General features: G+C 65.6%; 19 protein-coding genes. 12 read left to right on the top strand and 7 right to left on the bottom strand.

Features of this window, described 5'->3' with window-relative positions; translation table 11 throughout:
* The first annotated feature begins 5 nt into the window (after positions 1 to 5).
* Positions 6 to 512: an NUDIX hydrolase gene (locus A9971_RS32090; protein ID WP_053150832.1), complete on the top strand. Its 507-nt coding sequence runs from the start codon at positions 6 to 8 to the stop codon at positions 510 to 512.
* Here the strand turns inward: A9971_RS32090 and A9971_RS32085 are convergent.
* Entirely contained in the window at positions 464 to 1411 is a 948-nt protein-coding gene (locus A9971_RS32085; RefSeq protein ID WP_011060759.1) for a LysR family transcriptional regulator, read from the bottom strand. The two genes, A9971_RS32090 and A9971_RS32085, sit on opposite strands and share 49 nt — an antisense overlap.
* Before the next feature lie 101 nt (positions 1412 to 1512).
* Here A9971_RS32085 and A9971_RS32080 point away from each other — a divergent pair, with 101 nt between their 5' ends.
* A complete protein-coding gene (locus A9971_RS32080) occupies positions 1513 to 2688 on the top strand; it encodes an aspartate aminotransferase family protein (RefSeq protein WP_015635206.1) in 1176 nt (391 codons plus the stop codon).
* A gap of 75 nt (positions 2689 to 2763) precedes the next feature.
* On the opposite strand, the gene A9971_RS32075 is transcribed toward A9971_RS32080, so the two are convergent.
* Positions 2764 to 3300: a DUF4174 domain-containing protein gene (locus A9971_RS32075; protein WP_011060757.1), complete on the bottom strand. Its 537-nt coding sequence runs from the start codon at positions 3298 to 3300 to the stop codon at positions 2764 to 2766.
* 797 nt (positions 3301 to 4097) lie between these two features.
* Here A9971_RS32075 and A9971_RS32070 point away from each other — a divergent pair.
* The 3 genes from A9971_RS32070 (at position 4098) to A9971_RS32060 (ending at position 7481) form a co-directional block, all read left to right on the top strand.
* Positions 4098 to 5087: a response regulator gene (locus tag A9971_RS32070; RefSeq protein WP_183000460.1), complete on the top strand. Its 990-nt coding sequence runs from the start codon at positions 4098 to 4100 to the stop codon at positions 5085 to 5087.
* A 3-nt stretch (positions 5088 to 5090) separates the two neighbouring features.
* Positions 5091 to 6038 (top strand): sensor domain-containing diguanylate cyclase, encoded by a 948-nt coding sequence (locus A9971_RS32065; protein WP_011060755.1) that lies wholly within the window; start codon positions 5091 to 5093, stop codon positions 6036 to 6038.
* Between the two features lie 117 nt (positions 6039 to 6155).
* Complete coding sequence (locus tag A9971_RS32060) at positions 6156 to 7481, top strand: hypothetical protein (protein WP_183000459.1); 1326 nt, start codon at positions 6156 to 6158, stop codon at positions 7479 to 7481.
* A 7-nt stretch (positions 7482 to 7488) separates the two neighbouring features.
* Here the strand turns inward: A9971_RS32060 and A9971_RS32055 are convergent, their stop codons facing one another.
* Positions 7489 to 8616, bottom strand: coding sequence for a saccharopine dehydrogenase family protein (locus tag A9971_RS32055; protein ID WP_183000458.1), 1128 nt, complete (start codon positions 8614 to 8616; stop codon positions 7489 to 7491).
* Between the two features lie 437 nt (positions 8617 to 9053).
* Here A9971_RS32055 and A9971_RS32050 point away from each other — a divergent pair, with 437 nt between their 5' ends.
* A complete protein-coding gene (locus tag A9971_RS32050) occupies positions 9054 to 9923 on the top strand; it encodes an oxaloacetate decarboxylase (protein ID WP_011060752.1) in 870 nt (289 codons plus the stop codon).
* Between the two features lie 33 nt (positions 9924 to 9956).
* Here A9971_RS32050 and A9971_RS32045 read toward each other — a convergent pair whose 3' ends face one another.
* Entirely contained in the window at positions 9957 to 10361 is a 405-nt protein-coding gene (locus A9971_RS32045) for a response regulator (protein WP_011060751.1), read from the bottom strand.
* Between the two features lie 182 nt (positions 10362 to 10543).
* Here A9971_RS32045 and A9971_RS32040 point away from each other — a divergent pair, with 182 nt between their 5' ends.
* The 4 genes from A9971_RS32040 (at position 10544) to A9971_RS32025 (ending at position 15732) form a co-directional block, all read left to right on the top strand.
* Positions 10544 to 11293: an NAD-dependent deacylase gene (locus A9971_RS32040; protein ID WP_053150819.1), complete on the top strand. Its 750-nt coding sequence runs from the start codon at positions 10544 to 10546 to the stop codon at positions 11291 to 11293.
* 51 nt (positions 11294 to 11344) lie between these two features.
* On the top strand, positions 11345 to 12010 hold the full coding sequence (locus A9971_RS32035; RefSeq protein ID WP_183000457.1) for a suppressor of fused domain protein: 666 nt from the start codon (positions 11345 to 11347) through the stop codon (positions 12008 to 12010).
* Positions 12011 to 12235: 225 nt separating this feature from the next.
* Positions 12236 to 13609 (top strand): nucleotide 5'-monophosphate nucleosidase PpnN, encoded by a 1374-nt coding sequence (gene ppnN / locus A9971_RS32030; RefSeq protein ID WP_041117516.1) that lies wholly within the window; start codon positions 12236 to 12238, stop codon positions 13607 to 13609.
* A 359-nt stretch (positions 13610 to 13968) separates the two neighbouring features.
* Positions 13969 to 15732 carry an FAD-dependent oxidoreductase gene (locus A9971_RS32025; protein ID WP_183000456.1) on the top strand — a complete coding sequence of 588 codons (1764 nt, stop codon included), beginning with the start codon at positions 13969 to 13971 and terminating at the stop codon, positions 15730 to 15732.
* Positions 15733 to 15747: 15 nt separating this feature from the next.
* Here A9971_RS32025 and A9971_RS32020 read toward each other — a convergent pair whose 3' ends face one another.
* Positions 15748 to 15993, bottom strand: coding sequence for a hypothetical protein (locus A9971_RS32020; RefSeq protein WP_259656333.1), 246 nt, complete (start codon positions 15991 to 15993; stop codon positions 15748 to 15750).
* Between the two features lie 205 nt (positions 15994 to 16198).
* On the opposite strand from A9971_RS32020, the gene A9971_RS32015 reads away from it, so the two are divergent.
* Both A9971_RS32015 and A9971_RS32010 read left to right on the top strand, forming a co-directional pair.
* Positions 16199 to 16573 carry a DUF2784 domain-containing protein gene (locus A9971_RS32015; protein WP_011060745.1) on the top strand — a complete coding sequence of 125 codons (375 nt, stop codon included), beginning with the start codon at positions 16199 to 16201 and terminating at the stop codon, positions 16571 to 16573.
* A 152-nt stretch (positions 16574 to 16725) separates the two neighbouring features.
* Positions 16726 to 17466: a TetR/AcrR family transcriptional regulator gene (locus A9971_RS32010; RefSeq protein WP_169893682.1), complete on the top strand. Its 741-nt coding sequence runs from the start codon at positions 16726 to 16728 to the stop codon at positions 17464 to 17466.
* Here A9971_RS32010 and A9971_RS32005 read toward each other — a convergent pair.
* Positions 17463 to 18314 (bottom strand): helix-turn-helix domain-containing protein, encoded by an 852-nt coding sequence (locus tag A9971_RS32005; protein WP_183000455.1) that lies wholly within the window; start codon positions 18312 to 18314, stop codon positions 17463 to 17465. The two genes, A9971_RS32010 and A9971_RS32005, sit on opposite strands and share 4 nt — an antisense overlap.
* Before the next feature lie 6 nt (positions 18315 to 18320).
* Positions 18321 to 18773 (bottom strand): GNAT family N-acetyltransferase, encoded by a 453-nt coding sequence (locus A9971_RS32000; protein ID WP_183000454.1) that lies wholly within the window; start codon positions 18771 to 18773, stop codon positions 18321 to 18323.
* Positions 18774 to 18903 lie beyond the last annotated feature (130 nt).

Below are 18903 nucleotides of genomic sequence, written 5' to 3'. Positions count from 1 at the left end.
CCCCCATGAGTTCCACCCCCGACACCCAGTGCCTGCTGCAAACCCCGTACTTCAAGGTGGTCCGTGAAAACGGCTACTTCATCATCAAGGAAGCCCAGGCGGTGAACGGCGTCGTGGCCGTGCCGACCCTGGCCGATGGCCGACTGATGCTGGTCAACCTGCGGCGCCGGGCCATCGGCGGCCAGTCCATCGAGTTTCCCCGGGGCGCCATCGATGCCGGTGAAAGCGCCTGCGACGCGGCGGCCCGGGAACTGCTGGAGGAAACCGGCTGGCAAGCCTCAGAGGTACGCCAGCTGGGGCTGCTGCACAGCAACACTTCGCTGATCGCCAGCGCCGTGGCGGTGTGCCAGGTGCAGATCGCCGAGCAGCAGGCCGCCGCCACCGATGGCGAAGTGGACCATGTGCTGTGGGCCAGCCGCCAGGAGTTGCTGGCAATGATCGCCGCCGGCCAGATCACCGATGGTCACACGCTGTCGGCAGCGATGATGCTGCTGGCCAGCGAGTCGGCCTGACGCCCCCATTTCTCCAGGGCAAAGTCGACAAAGCTGCGCAGCTTGGGCAGGCGATAGCGGTCCTGGGCATAGAGCAGGTGCATCGTCCGAAAGGGCAACTGATAGTCCTGCAGCACCGGCACCAGCCGGCCCTGCTGCAGGTCTTCCTCCACCAGCGCATCGGGCATCATCACCAGCCCCAGGCCACCCCGCGCCGCACGATGCAAACCGGACGAGGTGTTGGCCAACAATGACCCCGACACCGGAACCTGCACATCGCCTTCAGGCCCGCGCAACGGCCACAGGGTGGCGGTGGCGCTCCACTCATCACCGGCCGGGTAGGCAAATGCCAGACAGTTGTGCCGCTGCAGGTCCTCGGGGACCTGGGGCGTGCCGCAGCGCTCCAGATACTCCGGCGCAGCGCAGATCGTCAGGGTGTAGTCCTGCAGGCGCCGGGCAATCAGCGAAGCGTTGTCCAGGTTGCCCAGGCGCACCGCCACATCGAAGGTGCCATCGGTCAGGTCGAAGCGCTGGTTGGCCAGGGTCAGCTCGACCTTGACCTGGGGGCAGCGCTGGCGGAACTCGTCCAGCGCTGGCGCCAGGCGTTCGGTGCCGAAGGTCAGGGGTGCGGTGATGCGCAAGGTGCCGGTGGGTTCGCCCTGGACCTGCTCCGCCAGGCGCTCGGAATCCGCCACCAGCCCCAGCACCGCCAGGCAGCGCTGGTAGTAGTCACGGCCAAAATCGGTAAGCCGCTGGCGCCGTGTCGTGCGGTTGAGCAGACGCACTCCGAGGCGCTGCTCCAGGGCCCGCAGGTGATTGCCCACCATGGTGGTGGACATGCCGCACTCCCGGGCCGCGGCGGTCATGTTCCCCGCCTCCACCACCTTGACGTACACCGACATTGCCTGGAACAGATCCATTATCAACCCTGACTTCAAGATGATTAAAGAAATAGCGAGTTTATCTAGCCTGGGTGGCTAACGATACTGATAGCACACCCCCCAAGATGGAGCCGCCCGCCATGACCGCCGCCTGCCTGATGAGCACCTACCAACCCCTCGCGCTGAGCTTCTGCAAAGGCCTGGGCAGCCGTCTCTGGGACCAGGCCGGGCGAGAGTACCTGGACGCCATCGCCGGGGTCGCGGTGACCGGCATCGGCCACAGCCACCCACGGCTGGTCGGCGCCATCAGCGAACAGGCCGGCCTGCTGCTGCACAGCTCCAACCTCTACGACATCCACTGGCAGCGGCAACTGGCCGCCAAGTTGACCCAGTTGAGCGGCATGGACCGGGCGTTCTTCAACAATTCCGGGGCCGAGGCCAACGAGACCGCCCTCAAGCTGGCACGCCTGCACGCCTGGCACAAAGGCATCGAGCAGCCCCTGGTGGTGGTCATGGAAAACGCCTTTCATGGCCGGACCCTGGCCACCCTGGCCGCCAGCGACGGCCCGGCAGTGCGCCTGGGCTACGGCCAGTTGCCAGGCGGTTTTCTCAAGGTGCGCTTCGGCGATCTGGCCGCCCTGGAATCGGCCGTCGCCGAGCATGCTCCACGCATCTGTGGCGTATTGATGGAGCCGATCCAGGGGGAAAGCGGCATCCAGCTGGCCCCACCCGGCTACCTCAAGGCCGTGCGCGAGCTGTGCACCCGGCGCAACTGGCTGCTGATGCTCGACGAGATCCAGAGTGGCATCGGCCGCACCGGGCGCTGGTTTGCCTGCCAGCATGAAGACGTGGTGCCGGATGTGATGACCCTGGCCAAGGGCCTGGGCAACGGCATTCCCATCGGCGCCTGCCTGGCCCGGGGCAAGGCTGCCCAGCTGTTTACCCCGGGCAGCCACGGCAGCACTTTCGGCGGCAACCCCCTGGCCTGCCGCGCGGCCTGCACCGTACTGGACGTCATCGAGGACCAGCAGTTGCTGGCCAACGCCGAACAGCGCGGTGCCCAACTGCTGCGGCGGCTGCGCGAGGAACTCGCGGCGCATCCGGCGGTGCGGGAGATTCGCGGACTGGGGCTGATGGTGGGTATCGAACTGCGGCAGCCGGCCCGAGAGCTGGTGCAGGTCGCCGCCCGTGACCACGGGCTGCTGATCAATGTCACCCGGGGCACCACCATCCGCCTGCTGCCACCCTTGGTGATCGATGGGCAGGAAGTGGAGATGATCGTCGATGGGCTGCGTCAGACCCTGGAGGCGCTCTAGCCTGGGCGAGGCGGGGCAATGCAGTCGGCAGGCACCGGGGCGGTCAGCGCCTGCCCCGGCCTCCGCCCATGGGCTTCAGTCGTCCAGCGCCTTGGGCGCTGCGGCGGGCTTGGCCGCCTTGCCGGCCTTGGCATTGGCCGGCTTGGCCTCCGGCTCGGGGGCCGGAGCCGGCGCTGCGGCCTGTTTCTCCGCCGCCGGCAACTGGTCGACGGCACTGAAGACTTCCTTGAGCTCGATGGCCCCGGAGTGCTCCAGCTTCTTCTCGCCGTCCTTGCCCACCAGGATCACCTTGGTCTGCGCCCCGGCGCCCAGCTTGAGGCTGCGGATCAGGGCCATGGTGGATTGCGGGTCGATGTCCTTGCCATCGCGCTGGCCGATGGTGTTGATCACCGTGTACAGGACCATGTTGCGTTCGTTGAAGGCTTGACGGGTGGCCGGCTCTTCCAGGGACTTCTTCAGGCTCACCAGGGTCGGGTCCACGGTGCTGGGGGCAATCACGATCAGTGGCCGTGACTTGCCCAGGTCCTGGGTCAATGGGCCGTCGTTGTCGGCCGCCAGGACAGGGCCGGCAACAGCGAGCAGAGTAGCGAAGGTCAATGACCGAATGAACATGCGTCTCTCCTTATGTTTTCCACGCAGTAATGATTGCGCATTGCGGGAAAAGGTCCAGGCCGGGACTCAAAATCTGACATTTTTTTGCCCACGGCGCAGCGCTGGTCATCGGTTTGCCACAGGCCGCGCACGACCGGGGCTGGCGCCCTTCGAGCGGTCGGCACAACCAGGTTCGCGGTAAGGTTTTGTTGCATATGCAGCAGGAGCGCAGCCCGACAACGACGCCCCTGCAGCACTCGTTCCAACAGCCTTGCGCCCGTTCTTTAATATTCGAATCAATACAACAGCGGCCCTGGGTTGTTTATAAGAACCGCTGCACGACACATTCAACCCACACAACTCCAGCGCTCTTAACAACCATTGAAACGAACCACTCGCAGAACCTCCGGCAACAATCAACAAGAAGATTCCGAAAGTTTGAAACTTATGCCTCAAGTGTCATTTTTCAAACGTCAGAAAACAGGCGCGAATCTCCTACCCCGATAGAAAAATCTGTCTATATCAAGGCTTACAGAGGCCTCTCAGTTTATTGCCACAGCCCACGCCACGGGCCGCCGCGGCCTTTTAACTGCTGCCCTGCAACAACTCTAAGTTACATGCCAAGGCCTGCTTGAATTGCAGCAGACAATGATCTGGAGCAAATAACCGAAGCCATCACTACTTGTTCTTTTATTGCCGAGGGAACTATAGTGCGGCGCGGCACGGACAGCCCGATACGGCACAACTATAAAGCGGCAACTCGCCCTATTACCGAACACTATCCCTTACGGGTTTTTTCGAATGAGCGTCCGATACCGATGATCCCCCTCCTCATCTGCGATGACTCGAGCATGGCCCGCAAGCAGGTGCTGCGGACCTTGCCCAGCGAGTGGCGGGTGTCCGTGACCCAGGCCTGCAACGGGCGCGAAGGCCTGGAAGCCCTGCGCCGCGGGCTGGGCAAGGTGGCGCTGCTGGACCTGACCATGCCCGTGATGGACGGCTACCAGGTCTTGAGTGCGGTGAAGGAAGAAGGCATCGAGGCGCAGATCATTGTCATCTCTGGCGACATTCAAGAAGAAGCCGTGCGCCGCACCCGCGAGCTGGGCGCCCGGGCCTTCCTCAAGAAGCCCTTCGACCCGCAGCAACTGCGCGCCCTGCTCAACGAACTGCAACTGCTGGACAGCACTGACGCCAAGCCATTGGCAGCCCCTTCGCCAGCACCGGTGGTGACCTTTCGCGACGCCTTCCGGGAAACCGTCAACGTTTCCATGGGCTACGCCGCGGCGCTGATCGCCAAGGTCCTGGATGTCTTCGTGCACCTGCCGATTCCCCACGTCAATGTGCTGGAAGCCGGCGAGTTGCAGATGCTGCTGGCCGATGCCAACCGCGCCCGGCAACTGACCGCCATCTGCCAGAGCTACATCGGCAGCGGCATCGCCGGCGAAGCCTTGCTGATGTTCTACGACTCCGAAGTGGCCGACATCGCCCAGTTGATAGAGCAAGGCACCGACCCCTACCAGGAAATGGAAGTGCTGATCGACCTCTCCAGCGTGCTGATCGGCGCCTGCCTGAGCAGCATCGCCGACCAGCTGGACGTGTTCTTTTCCGTGGGCCATCCCCAGGTACTGGGGGAACACACCACCATCGACGAGCTGATCGTGCTCAACCAGCAGCGCTGGAAAAAGACCCAGGCGGTGGAGATCAGCTACAGCCTGGAAGAACAGAACATCCACTTCGACCTGTTGCTGTTGTTCACCGAAGGCTCCATGGCCTTGCTGGAACAGAAGCTCGCCTACCTGATGAGTTGAGCCATGCCCAAGAGAATGGATTTCAGTGAATTGCACTGGTTGCTGGCGGTGGTCCAGAGCATCGACGTGGGTATCGTCGTGCTCGACTTGGAGTGCCGGGTCCAGGTGTGGAACAGCTTCATGGAGAACCGCTCCGGAGTGCCCTCCAAGCAGGCCATCGACCAGTCGTTCTTCGAGCTGTTCCCCGAGGTCGAGCGCCCCTGGTTCACCCGCAAGGTGGGGCGCGTGGTGGCCCTCGGCACGCCGGCCTTCACCATCTGGAAGCAGCGGCCGTACCTGGTGCATTTCAACAACTACCAGCCGATCACCGGCCAGGGCGAGTTCATGTACCAGAACACCACCCTGCTGCCGCTGCGTTCCTCCAACAGCGAGATCCACCACGTCTGCCTGGTGATCTACGACCTGACCGACGTGGCAATCAACAGCCTGGCCTTGCAGAAGGCCAACCAGCAGTTGCAGCACCTGTCGCGCACCGACCACCTGACCCAGCTCTACAACCGCGGCCACTGGGAACAGCGCCTGCAGTTCGAATACAGCCGCCACGGCAGCAGCATCGCCCTGCTGATGCTGGACATCGATCACTTCAAGTCGATCAACGACCGCCATGGGCACCAGGCCGGCGATGCAGTGATCAAGCGCGTCTCCGAGCTGATCCACCAGCATGTGCGCGACAGCGACGTGGCCGGGCGCTATGGCGGCGAGGAGTTCGCCATTCTCCTGCCCCACACCGACCTTGCCGGGGCCCGCACCCTGGCCGAGCGCTTGCGCCAGTCGGTGGAAGAGCAGGAGGTGATCCACAACGGCCAGGCCATCGCCTTCACCATCAGCCTGGGCATCGCCTGCCTCGACCGTCCGGCCCGGGATCATCGCTGCCTGATCGAGTGGGCCGACCAGGCGCTGTACGCCTCCAAGCGCGCCGGGCGCAACCGGGTCAGTACCTACGCGCCTTGAACGGCAGCCCTGGAAAAACCTGAAAAAAACTCGCTCCCTAGGGATAAACTGCGCGCTTTTCCGGTCCATCCCCCGGTCTGCTACGCCTTTCCCAGCGCCACAAGGAGTCCTGCGCGCATGTCCCAGTCGAATTCGAACCACTCCCCGCAAGAGCAATGGCAGCAAGCCGTGCTGACCTATGCCCGCGACATCAATCGCTATGTCGAGACCGGCAACCGCGACGGCTGGAAGGGCTTGAAGGAACCGCACTTGCCCGATACCGAGCACCTGCTGCCAGACTGGCAGGCGGCCCTGGAAGCGAGCAACCAGGAGCCCTACGACGCAGCCCGGCGCCAGGCATTCCGCCAGGAGTGGCCGCCGGCGCACTTCCCATTGTCGCCACGCCTGGAAAGCCAGGGACGGATGATTCCGACCCTGGCCCTGTTGCCGGACGGCAGCCTGCTGGCGCGCATCGGCGCACCTTACGAGGCTGGCGAGGTGGTGCATATCGACGACGCAAGGATCCAGACCCTGGAGCAGATGGAAGGCTTCGGCATGTGCCCCCAGCGGCGCTATTTCGCTTGGGCCCGGGCTGACGGCATCCAGCTCACCGACGGCTGGAACGGGCCAGAGGTGGCAAGTTTTGCCTGGCCCGATCCCCACGCGAACCTGCCGGCGGGGGTGGCGCTTGAAGACACCGGGCGCCCTCGCCCCAGCAGCCTGATCCCCTTCCCCGACGGGCGCCGGGTACTGCTGGTGAGCTCCGACGGCATCTTCGTCCTGCAGGCCGAGGGCGCCACGCGCCTGCTGCCGAGCCTGGAAGACCTGCAGCAAGAGCTGGCCGACGGCGTCGCCCCCGAGGACCTGGGCATCGGCCTGAGCATGGAGCATGGCGCGGTGTCGCCCGATGGCCAGTGGATCGCCGTGGGCGAGCAAAGCAGCTCGCACCTGGTGTTCGATGCAAGGTTGCAACGGGTAGCGCAGATCGGCCCCGCCAGCGAGTACCCGCATTTCGCCCATTTCAACCAGCGCGGCGATCGCCTGCTGCTCAATGCCTGCCACTTCTATGGCGGTGCCAGCGTGGGAGTGGCGGTGGCCGACCTGCCAGGGCTGAGCACCGACTTCTACAGTGACGATGCGCGCACCCCGGTGCTGCAGGAAGGCGCCCGGGTGTATGCCGCGGCATCACGGGGCGACGAATTCATCATCGGCGACGCCTACGGCTATCTGCGGGCCTTCAGCGAAAACGGCGAGGAACGCTGGCAGCACTATATCGGCTCGACCCTCACCGCCATGGACATCAGCCCCGATGGCAAGACCCTGGTGGCCGCCACCTATGCCGGGATCATCGTCAAGCTTGACCTGGACGCCGGGCGCCCGGACTGGCAGATCGGCACCGGCGAGCACCTTGAAGTGCAGCGCTGGCTGTTCTGGAAAGACTTCGCCAAGCCGCTGCTGTGGTGACCGGGGGTTAAACCGGCGGGCGCGAGAAACTCACTTGCAGTTGCAGGTGATCCGGATCGTCGATCGCCCGCAGGTACTCCTCCACGCTGACCTCGCCGGCACTGGACCGGGCCCCCGGGCCCGGCACATGGCCGGCGAGCAGCTTGTGCACCACCGCCACCGCCGCGCAGCTGGGAATCTCCGGCCCGTGGTCATGGGTTGCGGTGAGCTGCACGCTCATCGACAGTGGCTGGCCGTCCTGGCCCAGGCCGTGCACGTCGATGTACAGGGCACTGAGCCCATCTCCGAAACCTTCGAACCAGGTGCCGCAGCGATGCAGGCGCGCCGCCCAGGGCGCCGGGTCGCCCACCAGGCCGAGCTTCACCGCCTGGGCCAGCAGCGCATTGGCCAGCCCGGCGATCATCAGCCCGGCGCCGGCCTGGAAGCTCAGGGTGTGGGCACCGTAGCGCTCAGCGAACAGATCCAGGTCCGGCACATCGACATTGGCCACCAGCCGCGTGCCCAGCCTGGGCAGCTTGCGCAGGGTCAGGCCCTGCCAGCCGATCACCGGGTGCGGCCGGCCGTCCTTGAGTTGCAGGATGGGTTTGCCGGCATAGGCCAGCACGCCCTGGATGGTGGACAGGCCGGGCATCTTCGCCGAGGAGGAAATGCCGTGCTCGATGCGCTCGATGCGGGAAAAACGCTCACGGTGCTCATCGATCATCGCCGCCGACAGGGTCGGCACCGAGCTGCAGCCGCTGAGCAGCGTCACCCCGGCGGCCCGGGCGGCCTCATCCAGAGTGCCAATGCCGCGCACGAACTGGCGACAGTCGGCCAGGTCGCAGTAGTTGACCCCGGCCTCGATGCAGCCCCGGGCCACCGCGTAGGACTGGCCCTGGAACGGCCCGCCGGTATGGATCACCCAGTGCACCTTAAGGGCCTTGAGCGCCGGCACCCATTGCGGCCCCATGGCATCGCCGCACCAGCCTTCGCAGGGCTGCCCGCCTTCAGCCTGCAAGGCCTGAACCTTGGCCGCGAGCTTGTGCGGGTCGCGCCCCGAAATCAGCAGATGCACCCCAGGGGTATGGATCAGATAGCGGCAGACGATGCTGCCGAAATTGCCATAACCACCCACCACCAACACCCTGAGCGCCATTGCCTGCATCCTTGAACTAAGCCGTTGCGCAGCGTGAACGCTGCCATTCGAGGCGCGGCAGCTTGGTGGATTTGCCAGCGCTCGACAAGCCCCCGCCAACCTTCGACATGCCCCCGAAACGCCCCTGGCAAGTGCTTGTAATATTCAGTTAGAAAAAAAATGCCAATGCCGGTCCGGCATAATGCTATGCAAAATCCTCATCATCTACGGCCCTGGAGCGTGATAGCCTCGTCCTGCTATGTCGGCCTCGCATAATAAACCCGTCGGTTCGCGCAACCGAACGGGATAAAGACGCCTTGCTACCCACCTTGTTTCATCTTCATCTGCCCAACTAACGTTTCGCTGTGAGCCGCTCTTTCCCCGGCTCGCCAAGGGAACTGATTGCAAAATTTGACTCGACCTCAAGGTCGATCTCTCGATCCTATCTCGGAGCTGTTATGTCCAGGCTTTCCCATCAAGATTTGCGCCGCGGTTTCCGTGAACTGATCGCTTCCAACTCCTGCTACCACACCGCTTCCGTATTCGACCCGATGTCTGCCCGTATCGCCGCCGACCTGGGTTTCGAAGTGGGCATCCTCGGCGGCTCGGTGGCCTCGCTGCAAGTGCTGGCGGCCCCCGACTTCGCCCTGATCACCCTCAGTGAATTCGCCGAACAGGCCACCCGCATCGGCCGCGTGGCGCAGTTGCCGGTCATCGCCGACGCCGACCACGGCTATGGCAACGCGCTGAACGTGATGCGCACCGTGGTCGAACTGGAACGCGCCGGCATTGCCGCGCTGACCATCGAAGACACCCTGCTGCCGGCCCAGTTCGGGCGCAAATCCACCGATCTCATCTCGGTGGCCGAAGGCGTCGGCAAGATCCGCGCCGCCCTGGAAGCCCGGGTTGATCCGGAACTGGCGATCATCGCCCGGACCAACGCCGGCATCCTTCCGGTGCAGGAAATCATCAGCCGTACCCAGCAGTACGAGCGTGCCGGCGCCGACGCCATCTGCATGGTGGGCATCCGTGATTTCGAACAGCTGGAACAGATCTCCGAGCACCTGAGCGTGCCGCTGATGCTGGTGACCTACGGCAACCCGGCGCTACGGGACGATGCGCGCCTGGCCGAGCTGGGCGTGAAGATCGCCGTGGACGGTCATGCCGCCTACTTCGCCGCGATCAAGGCCACCTACGACTGCCTGCGCGAGCAGCGGCAGATCTTCACCCAGGCGTCGGACCTGAGCGCCACCGAACTGGCCCACACCTACACCCAGCCCGAGGAGTACATCGTCTGGGCCAAGGAGTTCATGAGCGTCAAGGAGTAACACCGGCGATTGGCCGGGGTGAGGCGCCACGCCTCAACCCTGGGCCGATTTCAGCGCGCCTTCCACGCAGTCGAGGATCTGCCCGATGGTCCAGGGCTTGCGGATGAAGGACACCGGATAACGCACCCCGGAACTCTCGGGGGTCTCGAAACCCGACATGACCACGATCGGCAACTGCGGCCAGCGCTCGCCGCACAAATTGCTCAGGCTCGCGCCATTGAGGGTGCCGGGCATGGTGATATCGGTCAGCAGCAGGGCCACGTCCGCGGCCTGTTCCTGCAGGAATTCCCAGGCCCGATCCGCGCTGTCCATCGCCTGGGTGGCAAACCCTTCGTCCTGCAGGATCTCGCAGAGAAACTCCAGCACCGTCGGCTCATCCTCCACCACCAGGATCAAACGGGATTGGGCGCCGGGATTGACTGGCGTGGCTGGGTTCATGAGGGTGACACTCCCTGACGGATTGAGGCGGCTACACACAGGACCGCTGACAAGAGTTATGAGCGGCGCCTTGACGATAAATTCATTTACGCTGCAAGGCCGGCGCGTTTTTAGTACCGGTCCGATCCGCACGCGGAAGCGGGCGCCCCGTTCTTTCACCCACGGCAGGAACATCTTCAACCATGCAGTTCGATCCCAAGCGCCTGGCCCAGGCCCGGCATGTGGTGGTATTCAGCGGTGCCGGGGTCTCGGCGCAAAGCGGCATCCCGACCTTTCGTGACGCCCTGACCGGCCTGTGGGAACACTTCGACCCGGCGCGCCTGGCCACCGTGCAAGCCTTTCGCGAAGACCCGGCGCTGGTCTGGGGCTGGTATGAATGGCGACGCCAGAAAGTGCTCCAGGCCCAGCCCAATCCAGCCCATCTGGCCCTGGCCGAACTGGCCCGGCGGGTGCCGCGCCTGACCCTGATCACCCAGAACGTCGACGACCTGCACGAACGCGCCGGCAGCCCCTCGGTGCTGCACTTGCACGGCAGCCTGCACACCCCCAAGTGCTTTGCCTGCAACCGCCCGTTCAAGGGCCAACTGCCCTTGCCGGACTTGCCGGAACAGGGCGCCAGCCTGGAGCCGCCGCGCTGCACCGGTTGCAACGGCAAGATCCGCCCCGGGGTGGTGTGGTTCGGCGAACCCCTGCCCCAGGCGACCCTCAAGGCCGCCTTCAACGCCGCCGAAGCATGCGACCTGCTGCTGTCGGTGGGCACCTCCGGGCTGGTCCAGCCGGCGGCGCGAATTCCCCAACTGGCGCTGCAGCACGGCGCCTGCGTGGTGCATATCAACCCCCAGCCCCAGGCTTGCACCGGCGCCGAGGAATACAGCCTGGAGGGCAAGGCCGGGCAGTTGCTGCCGGAACTATTGCGCCAGGCCTTTGCCTGATTCCCTGGTGGCTCAAGCCGGGCCGCCGCTTCTGTTCAAGGACGCTTTCACATGCCGCAATCCCCCGACTCTTCATGGCTCGAAGCCGCCTGGGCGCAACGTGAAGAACAGATCTACCCGGCGCTGTTCGGCGCACTGGGCCCGGGCATCTATCCCCTGGACATGGCGCTGTTCAGCCAGGTCTTTGGCCAGCACGACGTCGATCCGCGCTGGCTCAGCCACGGGGTCTTCGAATCACCGCCCAATGCCGGGCGCAGCAGTTGGCTATACGTCACTTCGGGCCTGTCCAATGCCTGGGAAGATGCCCGGCCCGATGCCGATGGCGAATCCGGCATGGGCCACGAACTGCTGCTGGAAACCCGCGAACAGTCACCCTGGGCCCTGCGCCTGTTACGCAATTTCTGCGCCTACCAATTGCTGCTGGCCGCCGGCCGTTTTGGCGAGCAGCCGCCGTTGGGCGAATGGGACCGCATGCGTACCGGCGAGCCGATCAATGGCGGCGACAGCCTGTTGCAGGCACTGCTGTTCATCCCCGCGCCGGGTTTTGCCGGCCCCCGGCAACTGCTGAGCGGGCGCTTCGGATTTCTGCAGATCATCGGCCTGACCCTGGCCGAACACGCCTGGGGCCAGGCCGAGGGCTACCCGGCCCTGATGGAGCGCCTGGCCCAGGCCGGTGCTGCGCCGGTGCTGGACCCGACCCGAGCCAGCCTGTGCTGAAGGCCGGTGAAAAATCCGCCACCACCAGGGCGGATCGTCATTTTTCCCGCCACGGCGGGCCCGCATGAGGTAGATTCAAGCAGCGAACAATCTCGCGACGACGTTTGCTTTCTTGCCCTGCCGCTGGAAACCAAGCCCCGTACCGGTGGCTCTGTTCACTGCCCCGCTATTTTTTCGCCACTGGCCGCGCATGGTGCGGTGGCGACGCTTTCAGGAAATGGATGAATGCCGCAAAGACAAGTGATCAATGCTTCGGTGAGCCCGAAAGGCAGCCTGGAGACCCTCTCGCAACGTGAAGTGCAACAGCTCAGCGCCGCCGGTTCCGGCAGCATCTATACCCTGTTCCGCCAGTGCGCCCTGGCCATCCTCAATACTGGCGCCCACGTCGACAACGCCAAGACCATCCTCGACGCCTACCACGATTTCGAAGTGCGCATTCACCAGCAGGATCGCGGCGTGCGCCTGGAACTGCTGAACGCGCCGGCCGATGCCTTCGTTGATGGCGAGATGATCGCCAGCACCCGGGAAATGCTCTTCAGCGCCCTGCGCGACATCGTCTACACCGAGAACGAACTGGACAGCCAGCGCATTGACCTGGACAGCTCCCAGGGCATCACCGACTACGTCTTCCACCTGCTGCGCAACGCCCGCACCCTGCGCCCCGGCGTGGAGCCCAAGATGGTGGTGTGCTGGGGCGGCCACTCGATCAATACCGAAGAATACAAATACACCAAGAAGGTCGGCCACGAGCTGGGCCTGCGCAAGCTGGACATCTGCACCGGCTGCGGCCCGGGCGTGATGAAGGGCCCGATGAAGGGCGCGACCATCGCCCATGCCAAGCAGCGCATGAGCGGCAGCCGCTACCTGGGCCTGACCGAGCCGGGGATCATCGCCGCCGAAGCACCGAACCCCATCGTCAACGAGCTGGTGATCCTGCCGGACATCGAGAAGCGCCTGGAAGCCTTCGTCCGCGTCGGCCACGGCATCATCATCTTCCCCGGCGGCGCCGGCACCGCGGAGGAGTTCCTCTACCTGCTGGGCATCCTGATGCACCCGGACAACCGCGACCTGCCCTTCCCGGTGATCCTCACCGGCCCCAAGAGCGCGGCGCCCTACCTGGAGCAGCTCAACGCCTTCGTCCTGGCAACCCTGGGCGAAGCGGCGCGCCAGCACTACCAGATCATCATCGACAACCCGCCGGAAGTGGCGCGGCAGATGACCGAGGGGCTCAAGACCGTCAAGCAGTTCCGCCGCGAACGCAACGACGCCTTCCACTTCAACTGGCTGCTGAAGATCGACGAGAGCCTGCAACGTCCCTTCGATCCGACCCACGAGAACATGGCCAACCTGCAACTGAGCCATGCCCTGGCGCCCCACGAACTGGCGGCCAACCTGCGTCGTGCGTTCTCCGGCATCGTCGCCGGCAACGTCAAGGACCAGGGTATCCGCCTGATCGAACAGAAAGGCCCGTACAGCATCCACGGCGACCCGGCGATCATGCAGCCCCTGGACCAGCTGCTCAAAGCCTTCGTCGAGCAGCACCGCATGAAGCTGCCCGGCGGCGCCGCCTACGTACCGTGCTACCGCGTGGTCAACTGAGCCCTGCCCTGCCGCCTTGAACAACGCCGCGTTCGCTGCCTGGGAACGCGGCGTTTTTTTGCCCGGCATCCACCCGCAGCGCAAGCGCCTCTGTGCAGCGGCCTTGCGTCCTTGAGCAGCACAAAGAGGCCTGCTGGCCACTCTGACTTTCCCACCTGAGCGATATCGCCTTCCTGCCCTTCCGGCAGCCCCTCCTGAAGGTGCCCCCGTAGCTAAAAGCACCTTCTGCTCCCCTGCACCAATGAGCCTGCCTGGTCCTCCTCGCGGTTTGACAGCTTCCCAGGCAGTGTGAAATAGTTTTTCAAATTAATGGAACTTGATTCCATTTTTATCATAATTCAAAAAAAGGCCCTGTCATTGTGAGCGACGTTCCCGCTGCAACCCTCCTGCCCCTGGATTGTGATTTGCTGGTGATCGGCTCCGGCGCCGCCGGCCTGGCCTGTGCGGTGACCGCCGCGTGGCATGGCTTGAAGGTGATAGTTGTGGAAAAGGATTCCACTTTCGGCGGTGCCAGCGCCTGGTCCGGCGGCTGGATGTGGGTGCCGGGCAATCCCCTGGCACGCCGCGCCGGCATCCATGAAAACCCGCAGCAACCGCGCACCTACCTCAAGCATGAGCTGGGGGAGCGCTACGATGCCGCACGCATCGACGCCTTTCTGGATAACGGGCCGCAGATGGTGGCCTTCTTCGAACAACACACGGCCCTGCAATTCGTCGACGGCAATGGCATCCCGGATATCCACGGCCAGGTGCCCGGGGCCGGGATCGAGGGCCATCAGGTGATCGCCGCGCCGTATGACGCCCGGGCCATCGGCCCACTGCTCAAACGGCTGCGCAAGACCCTGCGGGAAACCTCGTTCCTGGGCATGCCGATCATGGCCGGGGCCGACCTGGGGGCCTTTCTCAGCATGACCCGTTCCTTCAGGTCGCTGCTGCATGTGGCCGGGCGCTTTGCCCGCCACCTGCGGGACCTGGCGCTACACGGCCGGGCCATGCACCTGGTCAACGGCGTGGCGCTGATCGGCCGGCTGGGCAAGTCCGCCGAGGACCTGGGGGTCAACCTGCTGGAGTCCACCCCGGCCCGCTCGCTGCTGCGCAATAGCCAGGGCGTGCAGGGCGCCCTGGTGGACACGCCTGAGGGGCCGCGGGAAATCCGCGCCCGGCGTGGAGTGCTGCTGGCCGCCGGCGGCTTCGCCAATGACCTGCCCCGGCGCCAGGCGTTGTTTCCCCGCGCCCCGGGGCCGGACGAGCACCTGGCCCTGCCGCCGCGCAGTTGCTGCGGCGACGGCATCCGCCTCGGCGAACAGGCCGGTGCCGTGCTGGCCACGGACCTTGCCAGCCCGGTAGCCTGGGCCCCCGTCTCTCGGGTGCGGCATGCCGACGGCAGCATCGGCCACTTTCCCCACATCATCGACCGGGCCAAACCCGGGCTGATCGGCGTGCTGGCCAACGGCAAGCGTTTCGTCAACGAGGCGGACGGCTACTACGACTACGCCGCGGCCATGCTGGAGGCGGTTCCCGCGGGCGAGGAAGTGGCGTCCTGGCTGATCTGCGACCACCGCTTCCAGCGCCGTTACGGCCTGGGTTATGCCCGGCCCTTCCCCCTGCCGGTGGGGCCGCTGGTGCGCAGCGGCTACCTGGTACGGGCCGACTCCATCCAGGCCCTGGCCAGCCAGTGCGGCATCGACCCCCAGGGCCTTGCGGCCACGGTGCAGGCATTCAACCAGCATGCCCGCAACGGCCAGGACCCCGAGTTCGGCCGCGGCTCGACGCCCTACAATCGCAAGCAGGGCGACGCCCTGTATCCCGGGCCCAACCCCTGCGTGGCGCCCATCGAACAGGGGCCTTTCTACGCGGTGAAAGTGCTGCCCGGCAGCTTCGGCACCTTTGCCGGGCTCAAGACCAACGCCCAGGCCCAGGTGCTGGATTCGCACGGCACGGCGATCCCCGGGCTGTATGCCGCAGGCACCGACATGGCCAGCGTGATGGGCGGCTTCTATCCCTCCGGCGGTATCAACCTGGGGCCGGCCATGACCTTCGGCTACATCGCCGGGCGCCATGCGGCCGGGGTCAGCGACTACGAAGTGCCGCTGAATCCTGGTGCCGAGGCCACCCTGGGCTGAGCCGCCAGGACGGGCTCAGGGGCCCCGGCCATCGCCGGCGTCCTCATTGACCAGCGGCGCCTGCAGCTGGCGTTCGAGCTGCTGGCCGAGGTAATACACCCCGGCCATGACCCCATGCTCGGGGTCATGCAACTGCCTGGACCAGGCCTGATCGAAGGCCGCGCCCAGGTCCCGTCGGGTCTGGGCCTGCAGGTCTTCCCGGTCATGGTCCTGGACCAGCGCCAGGACCCCGTGGCGGCAGCAGAGCATCGTTGGCCGCAAGGCATGTACCTCCCGCAAAGGCCGCGCCAGGCTCGACAGGTCGCCCTGGCGTTCCAGCAGTATAGGTAGCGCAAAGGCGGGCCCGATCGATTGCGAGCCGGGCTTTTTTCCTGCACCACGAAGAAACACTGCCACCGCCCACCGGCCCTCGGTATATTGCGCCCCGGCGCCTGCGCCACGGATCTGCCCCCTACAAGGAACCCCCATGCTCTACCGTATTGCCGCCGACAGCCTGGTGCTGTTTCACCTGTCCTTTATCGTCTTCGTGCTGCTGGGCGGCCTGCTGGTGCTGCGCCACCCGCGGCTGATGCTGCTGCACCTGCCCGCCGCAGCCTGGGGCGTGGCAGTGGAAGTGCTGCACCTGGAGTGCCCGCTGACCCGCTGGGAAAACCTGCTGCGCCACGCCGCCGGCCAGGACGGCTACGGCGCCGGCTTCATCGAGCATTACCTGATCCCGCTGATCTACCCCGCCGGGCTGACCCCGGGCATTCAGCTGTGGCTGGGCAGCCTGGTGCTGCTGATCAACCTCTGGGTCTACGGCTACCTGGCCCGACGCTGGCTGCGCAAGCGCCGCGCCTGAGCCTGCCGCCAGCCGGAACGGCGCACCGTTCCGGCCTTGCCTCCTCTGTTCTCCCCTCTATGAAACAGCCGAGACAGCAGCGCCGGCGCCTGAGGCAGGTGTTTCGCTATATACTTTTGTATATTGCGATTTCACACCCCCGAGATTTGCCCATGCACTGCCCCTCATCCACCCCGTTTTGCCTGACCCCGCAGGCGCTTGAGGCCGACTCGGCAGCGCCCCGGGTGCCAGCGCCAGCCCGCCAGGAACGCCGCTCGCGCCTGCGGCATCGGCAACTGATCCTCGATGCCGCCCGCAACGAGTTCGCCGCCAAGGGCTTCAGTGCCTGCCAGACCCTGGATATCGCGCTGCGCGCCGGGGTGCCCAAGGCCAACCTGTACTACTACTTCCACACCAAGGAAAACCTCTACGCCGAAGTCCTGCAGCCCCTGCTGGAACCCTTGCACCAGGCGTCGCGGCTGCTGCACCCGGAGGCCGATCCGGCGCAGGCGTTGCAGGCCTACATCGAGGCGCGGATGCAGATCGTCGAGGATTTCCCCCTGCGTTCGAAGATTCTCTGCAGCGAGTTGCTGCACGGCGCGCAGCAGTTGCCAGAGGCCTGGCGTGAAAGCCTGGAGGCGCAGAACCGCAGTGAAATCGCTTGCCTGCGCAATTGGGCCGAACGCGGCCTGATCCGCGCCATTGCCCCGGAGCACCTGCTGCTGTTCATAGGAGCGGCGACCCAGACCTACCCCACCCTGGGCTGGCAGATCGCCCTGATGAGCGGCGTAGCCCAGCCCTCCAGCAGGGACTTCCAGAGCGTCGCGGCCACCCTGACCCGCATGGTGCTGGCCGGGGCACTGCCGGCGCTGGCGAGCGCCCAGGGGCTGCCGGCCCGGGCCCTTGCGATCTAACCCGGTTCGAGTTCGCCCAGGCGTTCGCAAGCCAGGGTCAGGGCCTGCCAGGTCGGCTCGTCAGCGGGAATCAGGTGTTCGATGCGCAGCGACGCCACGGTAATGTCCTGGGGCATGCCGAAGGTGGTGAAGGTGGACAGAAAACGCAGCTCGCCCCCGGGCCCGCGCACCCGGGTCAGCAGCAACGGCTCGGCCGGGCTCGGGGTAGCCGGCGACTCTCCGGGGAACGGCAGGCCGGCCTGCAGCGCCGCCAAGCCGGGGTCGCCCATGGCCTCCCGGGAGGCCCGCTGCCAGGCCACCTGGCGCACCTCCTCGGCATTGATCAGGCAGTCACCGAAACCACCGGGCTCCAGCAGGGCCGTCAACAGGTTGAAGCCCTGTTCCATGGCGTGTTGCGACAACCCCAGCAGTTGGAACAGCGCCGCGGTAGCCTGATTGGCCGCCAGCACTTGCCAGCCACTGTCGATGACGATGGCTGGCGCCGGGTTGTTGGCCTTGAGCAGGTGCATCAGCGCTGCGCGCACCGGTGCCAGGCCGGGGTCGGCCAGGGGCAAGGCGGCGTAGCGCGGCGCATAGCCCGCGGCGAGGAACACCCGGTTGCGCTGGGGCAAGGGGGTGTCCAGGGTGGTCAGCAGCGCATCCAGCAAGGCCGGGCTGGGCTGGGCGCGGCCGGTCTCGACGCAGCTCAGGTGGCGCTGGGAAATCCCCGCCTGCAACGCCAGGTCTAACTGGCTCAAGCGCGCCTGGCGCCGTAACTGGCGCAACTGTGCGCCCACCGGCAAGGGCCCGGCGCGGGGAGCTTCAAGGGTGCAGGGCATGGCGGCGCGACCGCTGTCGGGCACAGGCATCCCGGCTCAGCCCACACGCTTGCAGAAGATCAGCTCGGGGTCCTGCTCGTCGAGGTTCTCGATCACCCCACTGGGCTGGAAACCGGCCTTGGCAATCAGGCCCCGGGCCGCCAGGTTCGACTGGTTGGTGGAGATGAACAGCCGGGGCGTGCGACAGGCCCGCTCGGCGGCGCCGAGCAAGCGCCGGGCCACGCCCTGGCGTTGCTGCCCCGGAGCCACCACCACCAGGGACACGAAGCCATGGTCGAAGAAGTCATGGTTCAGCAGCAGGTAGCCGGCGACCCGGCCGGCCGCCACCTCCACCCAACCCTGGCCACGGCCCACCGCCACGCGTACGGCATCGCCCCGGCTGGCGTGGGCCTGGGCATAGGTGTCGCACTCGAGCATGGCCGGCACATCATCGGGCCCGGCCACGCGGATCACCCGGCCTGCGCCGGGAGCCTGCTGGTTGGAAGTCATCGCTGTTCAATCCTTGAAAGTGAAAGTCGCACCGCCCCAGCTGACAGCCTGAAGCGCCCCGCTGTCTATGACCTGGGGGGTCATTGAGTGACAACAGGCTTGCCACTTAGCCTGTTCATTCCCGCTTGTT

It is taken from the genome of Pseudomonas sp. UME65, assembly GCF_014170225.1.
Lineage (GTDB): Bacteria > Pseudomonadota > Gammaproteobacteria > Pseudomonadales > Pseudomonadaceae > Aquipseudomonas > Aquipseudomonas protegens.
Note: the sequence above shows the minus strand (reverse complement) of the source record. Positions and strands in the feature narration are given on the sequence as shown.

Bases quoted from the DNA above. Each gene is read 5' to 3' on its own strand.
- A9971_RS32015 (WP_011060745.1), top strand. From the start codon at position 16,199: ATGCTCTACCGTATTGCCGCCGACAGCCTGGTGCTGTTTCACCTGTCC.
- A9971_RS32010 (WP_169893682.1), top strand. From the start codon at position 16,726: ATGCACTGCCCCTCATCCACCCCGTTTTGCCTGACCCCGCAGGCGCTT.
- A9971_RS32055 (WP_183000458.1), bottom strand. From the start codon at position 8,616: ATGGCGCTCAGGGTGTTGGTGGTGGGTGGTTATGGCAATTTCGGCAGC.
- A9971_RS32000 (WP_183000454.1), bottom strand. From the start codon at position 18,773: ATGACTTCCAACCAGCAGGCTCCCGGCGCAGGCCGGGTGATCCGCGTG.
- A9971_RS32050 (WP_011060752.1), top strand. From the start codon at position 9,054: ATGTCCAGGCTTTCCCATCAAGATTTGCGCCGCGGTTTCCGTGAACTG.
- A9971_RS32040 (WP_053150819.1), top strand. From the start codon at position 10,544: ATGCAGTTCGATCCCAAGCGCCTGGCCCAGGCCCGGCATGTGGTGGTA.
- ppnN (WP_041117516.1), top strand. From the start codon at position 12,236: ATGCCGCAAAGACAAGTGATCAATGCTTCGGTGAGCCCGAAAGGCAGC.
- A9971_RS32080 (WP_015635206.1), top strand. From the start codon at position 1,513: ATGACCGCCGCCTGCCTGATGAGCACCTACCAACCCCTCGCGCTGAGC.
- A9971_RS32085 (WP_011060759.1), bottom strand. From the start codon at position 1,411: ATGGATCTGTTCCAGGCAATGTCGGTGTACGTCAAGGTGGTGGAGGCG.
- A9971_RS32045 (WP_011060751.1), bottom strand. From the start codon at position 10,361: ATGAACCCAGCCACGCCAGTCAATCCCGGCGCCCAATCCCGTTTGATC.
- A9971_RS32060 (WP_183000459.1), top strand. From the start codon at position 6,156: ATGTCCCAGTCGAATTCGAACCACTCCCCGCAAGAGCAATGGCAGCAA.
- A9971_RS32035 (WP_183000457.1), top strand. From the start codon at position 11,345: ATGCCGCAATCCCCCGACTCTTCATGGCTCGAAGCCGCCTGGGCGCAA.
- A9971_RS32070 (WP_183000460.1), top strand. From the start codon at position 4,098: ATGATCCCCCTCCTCATCTGCGATGACTCGAGCATGGCCCGCAAGCAG.
- A9971_RS32090 (WP_053150832.1), top strand. From the start codon at position 6: ATGAGTTCCACCCCCGACACCCAGTGCCTGCTGCAAACCCCGTACTTC.
- A9971_RS32065 (WP_011060755.1), top strand. From the start codon at position 5,091: ATGCCCAAGAGAATGGATTTCAGTGAATTGCACTGGTTGCTGGCGGTG.
- A9971_RS32075 (WP_011060757.1), bottom strand. From the start codon at position 3,300: ATGTTCATTCGGTCATTGACCTTCGCTACTCTGCTCGCTGTTGCCGGC.
- A9971_RS32005 (WP_183000455.1), bottom strand. From the start codon at position 18,314: ATGCCTGTGCCCGACAGCGGTCGCGCCGCCATGCCCTGCACCCTTGAA.